Here is a 15,352-nt window from a genome sequence, read left to right as displayed (position 1 = left end):
GGGGCGAAACCCGAACCCTTCCCAACCCGCCGCGACAGGCGTAAGCAGGGCCCATCCCCGCATCCCGAGTGCCCCCATGAACCCCGCCCGTGCCATCGCCCTGAAACTCGCCTCGGTCGCGCTGTTCGTGGCGATGTCGGCGCTGATCAAGGCGTCGGCCGATCACGTGCCGCCGGGCGAGGCGGTGTTCTTTCGATCGTTCTTTGCCATTCCGGTCATCCTGGTCTGGCTGACCTGGCAGGGGCAGCTGTCCCGGGGCCTTCGCACCCGCAACCCGATGGGGCACCTGTGGCGCGGGCTGGTGGGCGGGACGGCGATGGGGCTGATGTTCGCGGGGCTGGGCCTTCTGCCGCTGCCCGAGGTCACCGCCATCGGCTATGCCGCGCCGCTGCTGGTGGTGATCTTCGCCGCGATGTTCCTGGGCGAGCGGGTGCGCCTGTTCCGGCTCAGCGCGGTCGCGCTGGGGCTGGTGGGCGTGCTTATCGTGCTGTCGCCCCGGCTGACCGCCTTCGGCAGCGACGCGATGGACGCGCGCGAGGCACTGGGCGCCATCGTGGTGCTGGGGGGCGCCACCTGCGCGGCACTGGCGCAGGTTTTCGTGCGCAAGCTGGTCGCCACCGAAAGCACCTCGTCCATCGTGTTCTGGTTCTCGGTCACGGCCTCGGTTCTGTCGCTGGCCACGATCCCCTTTGGCTGGGTGGTGCCCGGCCCGGCCGAGGCGGCGATGCTGGTCGGCGCCGGCATATTGGGGGGGCTGGCGCAGATCTGCCTGACCTCGGCCTATCGCCATGCCGAGGCGGCGGTGGTGGCGCCGTTCGACTATGCCTCGATGCTTATGGCGTTGGCCGTGGGCTATGCGGTGTTCGACGAGGTCCCGACGCGGGCGACGTTGATGGGGGCAAGCCTGGTGATCGCGGCGGGCGTGCTGATCATCTGGCGCGAACGCCAGCTGGGCCTGGAGCGCAGCCGCGCGCGCAAGGGGATGACCCCGCAGGGCTAGGGCCGCCTAGCGCGCCGGCGCCGGGCGAAAACGCCGACTTTCGGATCAATTTGCCGACTCCCGACTGCGTGGTACCGTCGGATCGCCTTCGGCGCGATGCCGCGGGAAAAGGACGGGGTAACCCCCGGAGGGAGGAGACATGAAACGTGCATTGATGGGCGCGGCCGCCTGGGCCGTGCTTTCGACACCTGTTCTGGCGCAGGGCGCCGACGTGCCGGACAACCTGGAAAAGCTGGGAAATTTCCAGACCACCGGCGTGACCGAGTTCACCTTTGTCGAACAGACCGGCGATTTCGCGGACGGGATCAAGCGCAACCTGGAACGGATCACCCTGCCCGACGGGTTCAAGATCGGGCTTTACGCCGTGGTGCCGGACGCACGCCACATGGCGGTGGGGCCGCAGGGCATCGTCACCTTCGTCGGCACCCGCAAGGACAAGGTCTGGTCGGTCACCGACCGCAACAAGGACCGCGTCGCCGACGAGGTCAAGGATTTCGCCCCCTCGCTGAAATTCGCGATCCCGAACGGGCCGTGCTTTTCGGATGACGGGTTCCTGTACATCGCCGAACAGAACCGGGTGCTGCTGTTCCCGGCGGCGGAATTCTTTTACGAAAGCCCGGACGTGGCGGCGTTCAACCTGGTGGCCCAGGGCGAGCTGATCCCGCCCGAGGAAGAAAGCTACAACCACACCGCGCGGGTCTGCAAGATCGGGCCGGATGGCAAGATCTACATCTCGCTGGGGCAACCCTTCAACGTGGCGCCCAAGGAGAAGCTGGACCTTTACAACGAGGTCGGCATCGGCGGCATGATCCGGATGAACCTGGATGGGACGGGCCGCGAGGTCTATACCTACGGCATCCGCAACTCGGTCGGGCATGACTTCCACCCGGTCACCGGCGAGCTGTGGTTCACCGACAACCAGGTGGACGGGATGGGCGACGACATTCCGCCGGGCGAGCTGAACCGGCAGACCGCCATGGGCCAGCATTTCGGCCACCCGTGGTATGGCGGCGGCGATGTGCGCACCAACGAATATGCCGGCGAAGAGGTACCCGTCGAGGTGGTGATGCCCGCGGTCGAGATGGTGGCCCATGCCGCCGACCTGGGCATGACCTTCTATACCGGCAACATGTTCCCCGAGAAGTACAGGAACGCCATCTTCTCCGCCCAGCACGGGTCGTGGAACCGCACCACGCCGGTGGGGGCGCGGGTCATGGTGACCTTCATCGACGAGGAGGGGAACGCCACCTCCGAGCCCTTTGCCGAAGGCTGGATCGACGAGAACGGCGAATACCTGGGCCGTCCGGTCGACGTGGCGCAGCTGCGCGATGGGTCGATCCTGGTGTCGGACGACCTGGCCGGGGCGGTCTACCGCATCTGGTACGAGGGCAGCTGATGAAAGGGCTGATCGCCCTGGCTCTCGGCGGGGGTATCCTCGCCGGGGGCGCGCTGGCGCAGGACCTGGAAGCGGGGCGCAAGGTGGCGGGCCTGTGCCGGGTGTGTCACGGGTTGCAGGGCGTGGCGCAGGTGCCGATCGCGCCGCATATCTCGGGCGAGCCGGTGAGTTACATCACGCGCCAGCTGGAAGCGTTCCGGTCCGGGGCGCGCGAGCACGAGATGATGAGCGTGGTGGCCAAGGGTCTGACCGACCAGCAGATCGCCGATGTGGCGGCGTGGTATTCGGCGCATGGCGCCTCGGCCAGCCTGCCCGCGGGGGCGGACCCGGACGCGGCGCCGTCGCTTTGCGTGAATTGCCACGGGGCGAACGGGATCGCGCTGAACGAGGATGCGCCGAACCTGGCGAACGAGACCAACATCTATATCGCGACGCAGCTGAAGGCGTTCCGCAACGGCCAGCGGACGCACGAGATCATGTCGGAGATCGCCGCCGACCTGAGCGACGAGGAAATCCGCGCCTATGCCGACTGGTATGCCGCGATGAAACTCGAGGTGCAGGAGCCGGGCTGAGCCCGGTTTCGCCGCGCTGGCGCGCGGCGACCGGTGGGGGCGCTGCCCCCGTCGCCCTTGCGGGCGACTCCCCCGGAGTATTTTCGCCAAGAAAAAGACCCTAGGGCGCGCGGATCACGTCCGTCACCCGCCCGTCACGGTAGTGCGAGACCGCGCGGATCGGGCCGGTTTGGGCGGAACAGGGTCTGTTGTCGGACCCGGCGGCGCGGACCAGGTCGGCGATGGGGGTAAGGGGCAGGCCCGCGTGGCGCAGCCGGTCGGCGAGATCGGGGCGGCGCGGGTTCACGGCGAGGCCGGCCTCGGTCACGATGACGTCGACGGTGTCGCCGGGGGTGGTGATGCAGCCCACGCGCGGCACGATTTTCGGGGTGCCGCGGGCGGTGAGCGCGGTGGTGATGACGGTCAGTTTCGCGCCCGCGGCGGTGTCGGCATGCCCGCCCGAGCCGCCGAGGATCACGCCGTCCGCCCCCAGCGTGACGTTCACGTTGAAGTCGAGATCGACCTCGGCCGCGCCGAGGATCACGGCGTCCAGCCGGTGCGCGACCGGGTCGGGGTGCCAGGGGTTAGCGTAGTCGCTGGCCGACATGGCGCGGTGCGCGGCATCCTCGCGGAACGACGCCACGGCGGCGAGATCGAAGCATTGCACGTCGAGGAGGTCGCGGAAGAGGCCGGCGCGGAAGAGATCGACCAGGGTGCCGGTGATGCCCCCCGACGCGAAGCTCCCGGTGATGCCGCGCTGGGCCATGATCTGGCCGAGGTCGCGCGCGGCGGCGAGCGAGATGCCGCCCGCGCCGGTCTGGAAGGATATCCCGTCGGCCAGGAGGCCGGAGGCCGCGATGACCCGGGCGGCGAGGGCGGCGATATGGCGGGCCTGCGGGTTGTCAGTGGGGCGCGTGGTGCCCGAGACGATCTGGCCCGCGTCGCCCAGGCGGGGCACGGTGACGACCTGGTCGACCTGGTGGCCGGGGATCTCGGGTGCGGTCAGCGGGGTCGGGGACAGGCAATCGGTCACCGCGATCACGTGGCGGGCGCGGGCCGCTTCGACCATCGGGTAGCCCAGCGGGCCGCAGGCGGAGGGGCCGAGAGCGCCGGTCAGGTTGCCGGTGCGGTCGGCCATGGGGGCGGCGATGATGGCGAGGTCGATGGGCAGTTCCCCCGCCTCGATCGCGCGGGCGCGGCCGCCATGGGTTTGCAGCGTGGCGGGTTGGGCGAGCGCGTCGAGCGCGTGTGCCACGGGGCCGGAGATATAGGCGGTGGACAGCCGGGTGACCGTGCCGCGGCGGATGTGATCGGCCAGCGGCGCGTGGACCGGGAACAGCGAGGAGGCAGCGAGGTGCAGGTCGCCCAGGCCCAGCGCGGCGAGTTCGGCCAGCCCCATGTTGAGGACCGCGTCGCCGTTGCGCAGGTGGTGGTGGAAGCTGACGGTGGCGCCGTCGCGGAGCCCGGCGGCCCGAAGTGCGGCGGCGAGCGAGGGCGCGCGCTTGTCAGGGGCGGTGTTGGGGGCGCGTTCGGGGCCGGGCCTGCCCGGGGGCACCGGCCCGGCCGCGTAAGGGCGGACCGGGCCGTAACCGGGGATTTCGGCGGGCAGCGGAGGGCGCGGACCTGTCATCGGGCGGGCGAAAAAGGCTCTGTTCCGGCCTGAAACGGCCGGAACCGGGTCAGGCCCGTACCAGTTTCTCGTAAGAATCGACCATCTCGCGGGCGAGCGCACCCACCTCGAAATTGTAGTCGCCGATCTGGCCGACGGGGGTGACCTCGGCCGCGGTGCCGGTCAGCCAGCATTGCTGGAAGCCCTCGAGTTCGCCCGGTTCGATATGGCGTTCCACGACCTTGATCTGGCGGTCGTGCAGCATGCCGATCACGGTCTGGCGGGTGATGCCGTTGAGGAAGCAGTCGGGTTTCGGCGTGTGCACCTCGCCGTCCTTGACGAAGAAGATGTTGGCGCCCGTCGCCTCGGCCACGTAGCCGCGGTAGTCGAACATCATCGCGTCGGAACAGCCCTTGGCCTCGGCGGCGTGCTTGGACATGGTGCAGATCATGTAGAGACCGGCGGCCTTGGCCTGGCTGGGGGCGGTTTCGGGGCTGGGGCGTTTCCACCTGGAAATGTCCAGCTTGGCGCCCTTCAGCTTGGCGTCGCCGTAATAGGCGCCCCATTCCCAGACCGCGATGGCGGTGCGGACCGGGTTGCGGCGGGAGGCGACGCCCATGTCCTCGCCCGCGCCGCGCCAGGCGACGGGGCGGACATAGGCATCGGTCAGGCCGTTGGCCTTCATCACCTCGTATTTCGCCGCCTCGAGTTCATCGACGGAATAGGGGATTTCGAAGTCGATCAGGTTGGCCGATTTCTTCAGCCGCTCGGAATGTTCGCGCGACTTGAAGATGGTGCCGCCATAGGCGCGCTCGCCCTCGAATACCGACGAGGCATAGTGCATCGCATGGGTCAGGATGTGCACGTTGGCCTCGCGCCAGGGCACCAGTTTCCCGTCCATCCAGATGAAGCCGTCGCGGTCGTCATAGGCAGCCATCGCCCGTTCCCTTCGCTTGCCCCCGCCGGGGCGTTGAATTTCCGAATGTTGCGCAGTTTAGGTCCGGTGCGGACATAATCTTGCGTCAAATTCACGGATCGCTAACAGTTGAGTCTTGGAAAGTCAACAAGGCTGACATAAGATCGCGTAACAATTGGTCAGTGTTGAAACATTGGGGATGGGGTATGGCCCAAGGTGGACCGGCGGTGGCCCAGAAAAGCGGCGAGAGCCTGCTGTACCTGACCGACGAGCAATTGCGCAAAGGGATCGAGGCGATGTTCTTCGCCTATCGCGGGTTCACCGCGGATCCCGACCGCATCCTGGAGGAGCACGGCTATGGGCGCGCGCATCACCGGGCGATCCATTTCATCCATCGGGCGCCGGGGACCACGGTGAACAACCTGCTGGCGATCCTGGGCGTGACCAAGCAATCGCTGAACCGGGTGCTGCGCGCGCTGGTCGAGGACGGGCTGGTCGAGGCGCGGGTGGGCCAGCGCGACAAGCGCGAGCGGCACCTGTACCTGACCGAGGCGGGCGAGGCGCTGGAACAGAAGCTGTCGGATGCTCAGCGCGAACGCATGCGCGCGGCCTATCGCGCGGCGGGGCCGGCGGCGGTCGCGGGGTTCCGGCAGGTTCTTGAGGCGATGATGGACCCGGAGATGCGGCGCCATTTCAACCGGCTGACCGAACGATGAGCGACGAGACCGGAATCCACCTGTTGATTGTCGACGACGATGCGCGCATCCGCGAGCTGCTGCGCAAGTTCCTGGTACGGCAGGGGTTCTGGGTGAGTGCCGCGCGCGATGCGGCGCATGCGCGGAAACTGCTGGCGGGGCTGGAATTCGACCTGATCGTGATGGACGTGATGATGCCGGGCGAGGACGGGATCAGCCTGACCCGCGCCCTGCGCGAGGAGATCGCCACGCCGATCCTGTTGCTGACCGCGCGGGGCGAAACCTCGGACCGGATCGCGGGGCTGGAGGCGGGGGCGGACGATTACCTGGCCAAGCCGTTCGAGCCCAAGGAATTGCTGTTGCGGATCAACGCGATCCTGCGCCGGGTGCCGGCCAGCAAGGCCGAGGCGGAGCTGCCCAAGGTGCTGCACCTTGGGGCGGTGCGCTATGACGTGGGGCGGGGCGAGCTGTGGTCGGGCGAGGAGCGGGTGCGCCTGACCGCCACCGAGGCGCAGTTGATGCGCATCTTTTCCGCCTGCCCCGGCGAGGCGGTCAGCCGGACCCGGCTGGTCGAGGAACTGGCCCGCGACGGGGGCCAGGCGCAGGAACGCGCGGTGGACGTGCAGATCACCCGGCTGCGGCGCAAGCTGGAATCAGACCCTAAACAGCCCCGATACCTGCAAACGGTGCGCGGCGCGGGTTACATGCTGGCGCCGGATTGAGGCTTGCCCGGGGCGGCGGCGGCCCCTAGCCTTTGGCCCATGACCACCGCGCTGATCTCCCATCCCGACAGCCTGGGCCACGTGACCCCGCCCGGCCACCCGGAACGCGTCGCCCGGATCGAGGCGGTGAACGAAGCGCTGACCACGCCCGAATTCGCGCTGCTGGTGCGCGTGGCCGCGCCGCTGGCCGACGAGGCCGCGTTGCGGCGCGGGCACAGCGCGGGGTACCTGGACATGCTGAAGGCCGCGATCCCGGCCACGGGGATGGCGCAGCTGGACCCCGACACCTTCGTGTCGCCGGGGTCGATGAACGCCGCGCGGCGCGGGGTGGGCGCCACGCTGAAGGCGGTTGACATGGTGCTGGCGGGCGAGGTGGGCAACGCCTTTGCCGCGGTGCGCCCGCCCGGCCACCACGCGGAAGCCAACCGCGCGATGGGGTTCTGCCTGGCCTCGACCGCGGCGATCGCGGCGAAATACGCGCTGGACCACCACGGGCTGGCGCGCGTGGCGGTGATGGATTTCGACGTGCATCACGGTAACGGCACGCAGGACATCCTGTGGGACGAGGCGCGCGCGCTGTATGTCTCGACCCACCAGATGCCGCTGTTCCCGTTCACCGGCGCGCCCGAGGAACGCGGCGCGCATGACAACGTGCTGAACGTGCCGTTGCCGCCGCACACGGACGGGGAACGGTTTCGGGCCGAGATAGAGACGAAAGTGCTGCCCCGGCTGGCGGCGTTTGCGCCGGACTTGCTGATCCTGTCGGCGGGGTTCGACGCGCACCGGGCCGACCCGCTGGCGCAGCTGGACCTGGGGGTGGAGGATTTCGCCTGGGTCACGGAGCGGCTGTGCGACATCGCGGACGCGGCCTGCGGCGGGCGGGTGGTCTCGACACTGGAGGGCGGCTATGATCTGGATGCGCTGGCCGCCTGCGTGGCGGCCCATGTGCGGGTGCTGATGGAGCGTGGGGCATGACCGACAAGCCGGTTTCCGAGATGAGTTTCGAAGAGGCGATGAAGGCGCTGGAGGCGGCTGTGACGGCGCTGGAACAGGGCGACGTGCCGCTGGAAGAGTCGATCGACCTTTCGGAAAAGGCCGCCATGCTGAAGAAGCATTGCGAGAAGAAGCTGAAGGAAGCCGAGGAAAAGGTCGCCCAGATCACGCTGGACGCCGACGGCACCCCCACCGGCACCACGCCCGTCGAGGGGATGTAATGTTCCAGTCGCAGTTGCAGGACGCCGCCGGGCTGATCGAGGCGCGGCTGATGGAGGCTTTGGCCGATGCCGCCGACCAGCCGGTGACGCATGCGATGCGCTATGCGGTGGCGGGGGGCAAGCGGCTGCGCGGGTTCCTGGTGATCGAGGGCGCGGCGCTGTACGGCGTGCCGGCCGATCACGCGGTGCATGCGGCGGCCGCCATCGAGGCGGTGCATGCCTATTCCCTGGTGCATGACGACATGCCCTGCATGGATGACGACGATTTGCGCCGGGGCCAGCCGACGGTGCATGTGAAATGGGACGACGGCACCGCGCTGTTGGTCGGGGATGCGTTGCAGACGCTGGCCTTTGACCTGCTGGCCGACCCGGCCTGCCACCCGGACCCGGGCGTTCGGATCGACCTGGTGGCCTCGCTGGCGCGTGCCTCGGGGATCGACGGGATGGTTCTGGGGCAGGCGCAGGACATCGCGGCGGAAACCGCCGGGCGGCCGCTGACGCTGGCGGAAATCACCGAGTTGCAGGCGAACAAGACCGGCGCGCTGATCCGCTGGTCGGCCGAGGCCGGCGCGCGGCTGGGCCGGGCCGATATCGCGCCCTTGTCATCCTACGCGACCGCGCTGGGGCTGGCTTTCCAGATCGCGGACGACATCCTGGATGTCGAGGGCGACGCGGAAAAGACCGGCAAGCGGGTGCAGAAGGATGCGGATGCAGGCAAGGCGACCTTCGTCTCGCTGCTGGGTCTGGATGGCGCCAAGGCGCGGGCGCACGCCCTGGTGGACGAGGCCTGCGAGGCGCTGGCCCCGTTCGGTGCCCGGGCCGATATCTTGCGGGAGACCGCCCGCTTCGTTATTGCCCGGGAAACCTGAAACGCGCACCGTCCCGGAAGGGAGACCCGTCTTGACCGATCAATCGACCACGCCGCTGCTTGACCGCGTGTCCAGCCCGACCGACCTCAAGGGGCTGTCGGATGCCGAACTGAAGCAGCTTGCGACCGAGTTGCGGTCCGAGACGGTGGCCGCCGTGTCGGAAACCGGCGGGCACCTGGGGGCCGGGCTGGGCGTGGTGGAACTGACCGTGGCGCTGCACGCGGTGTTCGACACGCCGCGCGACCGGCTGATCTGGGATGTCAGCCACCAGTGCTATCCGCACAAGATCCTGACGGGGCGGCGCGACCGCATCCGCACCCTGCGCCAGAAGGACGGGCTGTCGGGGTTCTGCAAGATGAAGGAAAGCGAATACGACGCCTTCGGGGCGGGGCATTCGTCGACCTCGATCTCGGCGGCGCTGGGCTATGCGGTGGCGCGCGACCTGGGATCGGCCCCCGAGGCGGGCGTGGGCGACGCCATCGCGGTGATCGGCGACGGCGCGCTGTCGGCGGGGATGGCCTATGAGGCGCTGAACCATGCCGGGCACCTGGGCACCCGGATGATCGTGATCCTGAACGACAACGAGATGTCGATCGCGCCGCCCGTCGGCGCCATGTCGACCTATCTGAACCGGCTGTACGCCGGCGCGCCGTTCCAGGAATTCAAGTCGATGGCCAAGGGCGCGGTGAACTTCCTGCCCGCGCCGTTCCAGGAGGGCGCCAAGCGCGCCAAGGACCTGGTCAAGCACATCACCGTGGGCGGCACGCTGTTCGAGGAACTGGGTTTTTCCTATGTCGGGCCGGTGGACGGGCACGACATGGACCAGTTGTTGCCGATCCTGCGCACGGTCAAGGCGCGGGCCACGGGGCCGATGCTGATCCATGCGATCACGAAAAAGGGCAAGGGATACGCGCCCGCGGAAAACGCGCCCGATTGCGGGCACGGGGTGGCGAAGTTCGACATCGCCACGGGCGAGCAGAAGAAGACCCCGGCCAATGCGCCCAGCTATACCAAGGTGTTCGCCAACGCCCTGATCGCCGAGGCGCGCGGCGACCGCAAGATCTGCGCGGTGACGGCGGCGATGCCGGACGGCACGGGCCTGAACCTGTTCGCCGAACGGTTCCCCGAGCGGTGTTTCGACGTGGGCATCGCCGAACAGCACGCGGTGACGTTTTCCGCGGGGCTGGCGGCGGGCGGGCAGAAACCGTTCTGCGCGATCTACTCGACGTTCTTGCAGCGGGGCTATGACCAGATCGTGCATGACGTGGCGATCCAGCGCCTGCCGGTGCGGTTCGCCATCGACCGGGCCGGGCTGGTGGGTGCCGACGGGCCGACGCATGCGGGGGCCTATGACACGGCGTTCCTGGCGAACCTGCCCGGGTTCGTGGTGATGGCCGCCGCCGACGAGGCCGAGTTGATGCACATGGTGGCCACCGCGGTCGCCCATGACGAGGGGCCGATTTCCTTCCGTTTTCCGCGGGGCGAGGGCGTGGGGCTGGACCTGCCGGAAAAGGGCACGCTCCTTGAGATCGGCAAGGGCCGGATCATCGCCGAGGGCGAGCGCGTGGCGCTGGTCAATTTCGGCACGCGGCTGAAAGAGGTGCGCGAGGCGGCGCAGGCGCTGGGCGCGGCGGGTATTCGGCCCACGATCGCGGATGCGCGGTTCGCCAAGCCGCTGGATACCGACATGCTGCTGCGGCTGGCGCGGGACCACGAGGCGGTGATCACGGTCGAAGAGGGCGCGGTGGGTGGTTTCGGCAGCCATGTCGCGCAGCTGTACGCCGAGAACGGGGTGTTCGATTCGGGGCTGAAATTCCGCTCGATGGTGCTGCCCGATATCTTTATCGACCAGGCGAGCCCCGCGGACATGTACGCCGTGGCCAAGTTGAACGCCCCCGATATCGAGGCCAAGGTGATCGAGGTTCTGGGCGTGGGGGCGGCCGCGAAACGGGCGTAACGCTCAGGGTTTCGGCCCGTTCCGCGCGCGCTGGATCACGTCGAAGACGAGGATCCCGGCCATAAGCGCCACCAGCAGCCCCAGCAGGATCGGCGGCCAGGTCGCGCCCGCGTCGCAGGTGCTGAGCAGCGCCAACGCCGCCAGCACCCCGCCTGTGCCGATCCAGACGGTTTTCCAGCGGAAGGCGATCTTTTCCACGAGCCCGCTGTAATAGGACCGCCAGGTCAACAGCGCGACCACCGCGAAGGCCGCCATCGCCGACAGCGCCAGGTAGGGCCGGTTCGGGCAGGCCCAGGAACAGACGGCCTGGGCGCGCGGCTCGAACACGGCGAGCGGCGCGGGCAGGATGCCGGTGACCCATTCCTCGGTGACGACCTGCATCAGCGCGGCGGTTTCGGGCGCGTCGGGCCGCGGCACGGGCCAGAAGCCGACGCCGGAAAACGCGTCCTCGAAATAGATGATATCGTCTCTGAACTGGCTGAACTTGCGGTTCGCGGGATCGGGCGCCTCGCCCGCGCTGGGGCGGGAGAACACGAATTCATGCCCGCCCGGCGGCACCACGGGAATGATGCTGCGCAGCACCTCGGAGCGTTCCAGCCCCCGGAACGCGCCCCGAGGCGGCGACCAGATCGAAGTCGAAGCCGACATTGACGCGCTGGCCGCGCGGGCCGATGGCGTTCTGCACCCGGGTGACCAGTTTCACCAGGTTGCCCACGTTGGGGTCGGTCGCCGGGTCGCCGCGGTAATCCTAGAAGATCAGCGTCATACCGTCGGGTTGCATGCTGTCGAACAGGGTGGGCCGCGCGGCGCGGGCGCGGTGGCGATGCGCCGAGGCGATGAAATCGCGCCGCACCGCGGTCCAGAAGCCGAGATTGACGAGGCCCAGGTTGCGCGCGTCGGTGGACCGGTCGGGGTACTGGAACGCGAATTCCAGCCCGCAGAAGGCGACATCGCTGAACAGCGCGAAATCGACGGTGACGGGGGCGGGCGGGTCGGCGTCCGGGGCCGCAGGGTCGGCGCCCGGTTTCCGTGCGGGGGGCGCCAGCCTGAACGGGTAGAAGCCGTAGACATCGGTCGTGCCGGGATAGACCCGGTCGGCGACGCAGCCGCAATCGCCGGCGATGGGCGCGGCGAGGCCCCGGCGGGCTGGCCGGGGGCGGCGGCAGGGTGCGCCGCGCGGCCTGGAACAGTTGGTGGGTGGGGTATTCGACGCCGACCAGCGCGGTCAGCCGGGTTTGCAGGTCGGCGGCGGTCGGATCTTCGCCCAGCGGGCCGATCCGGGCGATCTGGGCGACGGCATCTTCCAGCGGCGGGGTCAGGGACCAGGTTTCGCGGATCGCGGTCGAGGTGGTGGTCATCTGGGTGCCGCCGATGCGGCGCACCTCGTCCTCGACCAGCGGGTTCAGAAGGGCGCGCACCTCGCCCTTTATCAGTTCGGCGTTGGAGGCGCGGGTGGCCAGTTTTTCGTACAGCGTGTCCTTGAACGCCTTGGTCGTGATCGTGTCCAGCACGGCCTGGGCGGTGGCGTCGGTCACGCCCAGTTGCGGCGGCTGGGGCTGTTCTGGCGGGGCGTCCTCGGCCGGTTCGACGCGGGGTTCGTCCCGCACGGCGGCCGCCATTTCGGGCGTGGCGGCAAGGCGCAGCGGGGCGGTGCGGTCGGCGGCCAGCGCCTGAGTGAAACCGGGGGCCAGCAACCGCGCCGACCAGTCGGGCAAAAGCGCGGTCAGCCGGCCATAGGCAACGGGCAGTTCCAGCGTGGCCAGCGTGTCGGGTACCGACCCCGCGCGCGGCACGCCGCGGCATAGTTTTTCCAACGCATCGCGGGTATAGCTGCCGATCAGCGCGTCGCTCAGCCGCCTGTTGTCGTCGCGCAGCGCGGTGCGCAGCCCGGCCTGCACCAGCGCCACGTCATAGCCGGGTGGCTGGGCCGGGGTGGAAAGCAGTTGGGCGCAATCGGCCGCCGCGCGGCCCGCGCCCGCCAGGGGCAGGATCAGCGCCAGCAGCAGGGCAAGGCACAGGCGGGCGAGGGTCCTGGTTGGGGTCATGTGGTCCGCCCCTCCTTGCGCAGCTCGCGGGCGACGGCCTGGTGCAGGTCGTCCGTGCCCACGCGGTCGGCGCCGCGGCGCATCGCGGTGATCGCGGCGTGGCGCGCGACATTGGTGATCGACCCGCCGACAAGGTCGTGGCGGCGGGCAAGGTCCGCGATATCGACATCGCCGGCCAGCGGCACGTCCGCCAGCAGCCCGCGCCAGATCCGCTCGCGCTGGGCCGCGTCGGGGCGGGCGAAGCCGATGGCCATCTGGAACCGGCGGAAGAAGGCGTCGTCGATATTGCTGCGCAGGTTGGTGGCGAGGATCATCAGGCTGCGGCAATCCTCGATCCGTTGCAGCAGGTAGGACACTTCCTGGTTGGCATAGCGGTCATGGGCGTTCGTCGCCGCCGTGCGCGTGCCGAACAGCGCGTCGGCCTCGTCGAAGAACAGGATCCATTCGCGCTCGGCCGCAATGTCGAACACCAGACCGAGGTTCTTCTCGGTCTCGCCGATATATTTCGAGACCACCATCGACAGGTCGATCCGCTAGACATCCAGCCCCGTGCGCTGGCCCAGAAGGGCCGCGGTCAGCGTCTTGCCGGTGCCGGGGGGCCGTAGAACAGCGCCTTGAACCCGTGGCCGACATGGCGGGCAAGCCCCCAGTCGCCCCAGGTCAGGCGCGTGTTCAGCCGCTGCGCCGGGAAGCCGGGGGACAGGTCGGACCGTGGCGGGCGCCCCTCGCACAGCGCGATCACCCGGTGCACGGGCATGGTCAGCGCCTGGGCCTGCGGGCCGCCCGGGGTGACGCCCGCCAGCCGGCGCAGGGGGTGGTCGGGGTCGAACAGCGCCATGGCGGCGATGCGCGCGGCGGTATCGGCACCGGCCAGCAGGAACAGCGCGGTCTCGGCGGTGGGCTGGAACGCGCCCGCCTCGGCATGGACCCCGCCGAATTGCGAGAACACCCGGGCGATGGCGGTGTTGCGCACGAAGAACGGGTCGAGGATCGCCGAATTCACATGGGGCGCCATGGCCAGCGCCAGGATCAGCCGCCCCAGCGCGGAAACGGGGTCGGGGCGCGGCGCGGGGGGCGGCGCGAAGGGGGTCGCGCGGCCCTCGAAGAAATGTTTCAGCCGGGCCTCGATCACCTCGGCCAGCCAGGCCAGTTCGGCGGCGATGGCCTTGGCGTGTGGTGTCGTGTCGGGGCCGGCCAGGGGCCGGGCGGTGTCGGCCATCGGTTACCTCCACTCCACCGTCAGGGGCAGTGCCATCCAGGGCAGCGCCACGGTGGACAGGCCCCAGGGCAGGCGGTCAAGCAGCATGTCGAAGGGGCCGGGATCGACGGCCAGGCGCGGGCCGGTATCGGTTTCGGTCAGCGTTCCGGTGCGCCGCACGAAGGTTTCGCGCAACCCCTCGGGCGCGGTCTGGCCCAGCGCGCCCCAGCGGTCGATCACCGCGCGGGTCAGGCTGTCGGTCAGGTCGGGGGCGGGCGGCGCCGGGTCGGGCGTGCCCGGATGCACCCAGCCGCGCGGCAGGCCCAGAAGGACGCGTTCGATCGGATCGGTAAGGCGCGCGGGGCCGGGCATCGGGTCCGCCAGGGCGCGCAGTGCGGCGCGGGCGGTCAGCCGGGCCCCGGGGCGGATGCGGCGGGCGTCGTCCAGCAGGTCGAGCCGTTGGAACAGCAGCACGAGGAAGGGGTGAAACAGCACCAGCCCGGCCCGTGTGGTCGGTTCGGCCAGGGTGTCGCCCGTCGGGGCCGCGGGGGTGGGGTCCGCGGCGGGGGTGCCCTGCAGCCGGTCCAGCGCGGCGCGTGTTTCCACGCGCAGCGCGGGCGGCACGCCGGGCAGCGGATAGCCCAGCCGCGCCCGCGCGGGGCCAGCCCCTGCGCGAGCAAAAGCCGCCAGAAGGCCGGGTCCGCCGCGGCCAGCGCAAGGGGCGGTGCGGCCGTGTCGGCGGGGCGGGTGGCGGCCTGCGGCGACGTGCCGGGCAGCGCCGCCCACAGAAGCGCCAGCGCGGCCTGCCAGTCGGGCGGCACCGGGGCGGGGGCGGCGCGCAGCATCTCGGACAGAAGGGGCGTGATCGCGGCCAGCGCGCCGGTGCTGGCGGGCGGTGCGCCCCGGCCGGGCGGCGGCGGTTTCGGGCGCGCGGTCGCCGTGCCGCGCCGGGGCTGGTTCGGGCCGCCAGCCGGGCGGTCATCGCCTGGGCCGCGCGGATCGCGGCGGTTTCGTCATGGCCGGCCGCGCGCAACAGCCGCCACAGGTTGCCGGCCAGCGCGGCGCGCGCCGTGTCGGTCAGCGGCGGGGCCGAAAGCAGCTGGGCAAGCCGGGCGATCCTTGGGCCGGTTTGCCCGTCCGGGGGCAATAACGGGCCGAAACAGAGCCGCTTTCCAAGCCG

General features: G+C 69.9%; 17 protein-coding genes. 11 read left to right on the top strand and 6 right to left on the bottom strand.

The window, feature by feature from the left end:
* Positions 1 to 76 precede the first annotated feature (76 nt).
* From EV662_RS12950 to EV662_RS12940, 3 genes are all read left to right on the top strand, one after another.
* Positions 77 to 1,000, top strand: a complete 924-nt coding sequence (locus EV662_RS12950; RefSeq protein ID WP_132463121.1) for a DMT family transporter — start codon at positions 77 to 79, stop codon at positions 998 to 1,000.
* A gap of 139 nt (positions 1,001 to 1,139) precedes the next feature.
* Entirely contained in the window at positions 1,140 to 2,396 is a 1,257-nt protein-coding gene (locus EV662_RS12945; RefSeq protein ID WP_132463118.1) for a PQQ-dependent sugar dehydrogenase, read from the top strand.
* Positions 2,396 to 2,968: a c-type cytochrome gene (locus tag EV662_RS12940; RefSeq protein WP_132463115.1), complete on the top strand. Its 573-nt coding sequence runs from the start codon at positions 2,396 to 2,398 to the stop codon at positions 2,966 to 2,968. Before EV662_RS12945 ends, EV662_RS12940 begins: the two co-directional genes overlap by 1 nt.
* Positions 2,969 to 3,068: 100 nt before the next feature.
* Here the strand turns inward: EV662_RS12940 and EV662_RS12935 are convergent, their stop codons facing one another.
* Positions 3,069 to 4,502, bottom strand: coding sequence for a citrate lyase subunit alpha (locus EV662_RS12935; protein WP_243695848.1), 1,434 nt, complete (start codon positions 4,500 to 4,502; stop codon positions 3,069 to 3,071).
* Positions 4,503 to 4,626: 124 nt separating this feature from the next.
* On the bottom strand, positions 4,627 to 5,493 hold the full coding sequence (locus tag EV662_RS12930; RefSeq protein ID WP_132463109.1) for a branched-chain amino acid aminotransferase: 867 nt from the start codon (positions 5,491 to 5,493) through the stop codon (positions 4,627 to 4,629).
* Between the two features lie 185 nt (positions 5,494 to 5,678).
* Between EV662_RS12930 and EV662_RS12925 the strand changes: the two genes are divergently transcribed.
* Genes EV662_RS12925 through dxs form a run of 6 tightly spaced genes read left to right on the top strand, consistent with a single transcriptional unit; the run spans position 5,679 to position 10,929 of the window.
* On the top strand, positions 5,679 to 6,188 hold the full coding sequence (locus EV662_RS12925; RefSeq protein ID WP_132463106.1) for a MarR family winged helix-turn-helix transcriptional regulator: 510 nt from the start codon (positions 5,679 to 5,681) through the stop codon (positions 6,186 to 6,188).
* On the top strand, positions 6,185 to 6,889 hold the full coding sequence (locus EV662_RS12920) for a response regulator (protein ID WP_132463103.1): 705 nt from the start codon (positions 6,185 to 6,187) through the stop codon (positions 6,887 to 6,889). The genes EV662_RS12925 and EV662_RS12920 overlap by 4 nt, the downstream gene beginning before the upstream one ends.
* A gap of 39 nt (positions 6,890 to 6,928) precedes the next feature.
* A complete protein-coding gene (locus tag EV662_RS12915; protein ID WP_132463100.1) occupies positions 6,929 to 7,864 on the top strand; it encodes a histone deacetylase family protein in 936 nt (311 codons plus the stop codon).
* Entirely contained in the window at positions 7,861 to 8,103 is a 243-nt protein-coding gene (locus tag EV662_RS12910; RefSeq protein WP_132463097.1) for an exodeoxyribonuclease VII small subunit, read from the top strand. The genes EV662_RS12915 and EV662_RS12910 overlap by 4 nt, the downstream gene beginning before the upstream one ends.
* Entirely contained in the window at positions 8,103 to 8,972 is an 870-nt protein-coding gene (locus EV662_RS12905) for a polyprenyl synthetase family protein (protein WP_132463094.1), read from the top strand. Before EV662_RS12910 ends, EV662_RS12905 begins: the two co-directional genes overlap by 1 nt.
* Positions 8,973 to 9,003: 31 nt before the next feature.
* Positions 9,004 to 10,929 (top strand): 1-deoxy-D-xylulose-5-phosphate synthase, encoded by a 1,926-nt coding sequence (gene dxs, locus EV662_RS12900; protein WP_132463091.1) that lies wholly within the window; start codon positions 9,004 to 9,006, stop codon positions 10,927 to 10,929.
* Between the two features lie 3 nt (positions 10,930 to 10,932).
* Here dxs and EV662_RS12895 read toward each other — a convergent pair whose 3' ends face one another.
* Positions 10,933 to 11,577 carry a hypothetical protein gene (locus EV662_RS12895; protein WP_132463088.1) on the bottom strand — a complete coding sequence of 215 codons (645 nt, stop codon included), beginning with the start codon at positions 11,575 to 11,577 and terminating at the stop codon, positions 10,933 to 10,935.
* Positions 11,578 to 11,801: 224 nt separating this feature from the next.
* Here EV662_RS12895 and EV662_RS19575 point away from each other — a divergent pair, with 224 nt between their 5' ends.
* Both EV662_RS19575 and EV662_RS12890 read left to right on the top strand, forming a co-directional pair.
* A complete protein-coding gene (locus tag EV662_RS19575; protein WP_165915593.1) occupies positions 11,802 to 11,987 on the top strand; it encodes a hypothetical protein in 186 nt (61 codons plus the stop codon).
* Between the two features lie 109 nt (positions 11,988 to 12,096).
* Entirely contained in the window at positions 12,097 to 12,603 is a 507-nt protein-coding gene (locus EV662_RS12890) for a hypothetical protein (RefSeq protein ID WP_132463085.1), read from the top strand.
* 367 nt (positions 12,604 to 12,970) lie between these two features.
* Here EV662_RS12890 and EV662_RS19915 read toward each other — a convergent pair whose 3' ends face one another.
* From EV662_RS19915 to EV662_RS12880, 3 genes are read right to left on the bottom strand one after another with little or no spacing between them, the layout of a single operon-like run.
* Positions 12,971 to 13,492: an ATP-binding protein gene (locus tag EV662_RS19915; RefSeq protein WP_243695847.1), complete on the bottom strand. Its 522-nt coding sequence runs from the start codon at positions 13,490 to 13,492 to the stop codon at positions 12,971 to 12,973.
* A 56-nt stretch (positions 13,493 to 13,548) separates the two neighbouring features.
* Positions 13,549 to 14,193 (bottom strand): hypothetical protein, encoded by a 645-nt coding sequence (locus tag EV662_RS19910; protein WP_243695846.1) that lies wholly within the window; start codon positions 14,191 to 14,193, stop codon positions 13,549 to 13,551.
* A gap of 3 nt (positions 14,194 to 14,196) precedes the next feature.
* Complete coding sequence (locus EV662_RS12880) at positions 14,197 to 14,778, bottom strand: contractile injection system tape measure protein (RefSeq protein WP_132463082.1); 582 nt, start codon at positions 14,776 to 14,778, stop codon at positions 14,197 to 14,199.
* Positions 14,779 to 15,352 lie beyond the last annotated feature (574 nt).

Origin of the sequence: Rhodovulum marinum, assembly GCF_004343075.1 — a bacterium.
Lineage (GTDB): Bacteria > Pseudomonadota > Alphaproteobacteria > Rhodobacterales > Rhodobacteraceae > Rhodovulum > Rhodovulum marinum.
The sequence above is the reverse complement of the archived record's forward strand: the minus strand, read 5'-3'. Positions and strand labels throughout refer to the sequence as shown.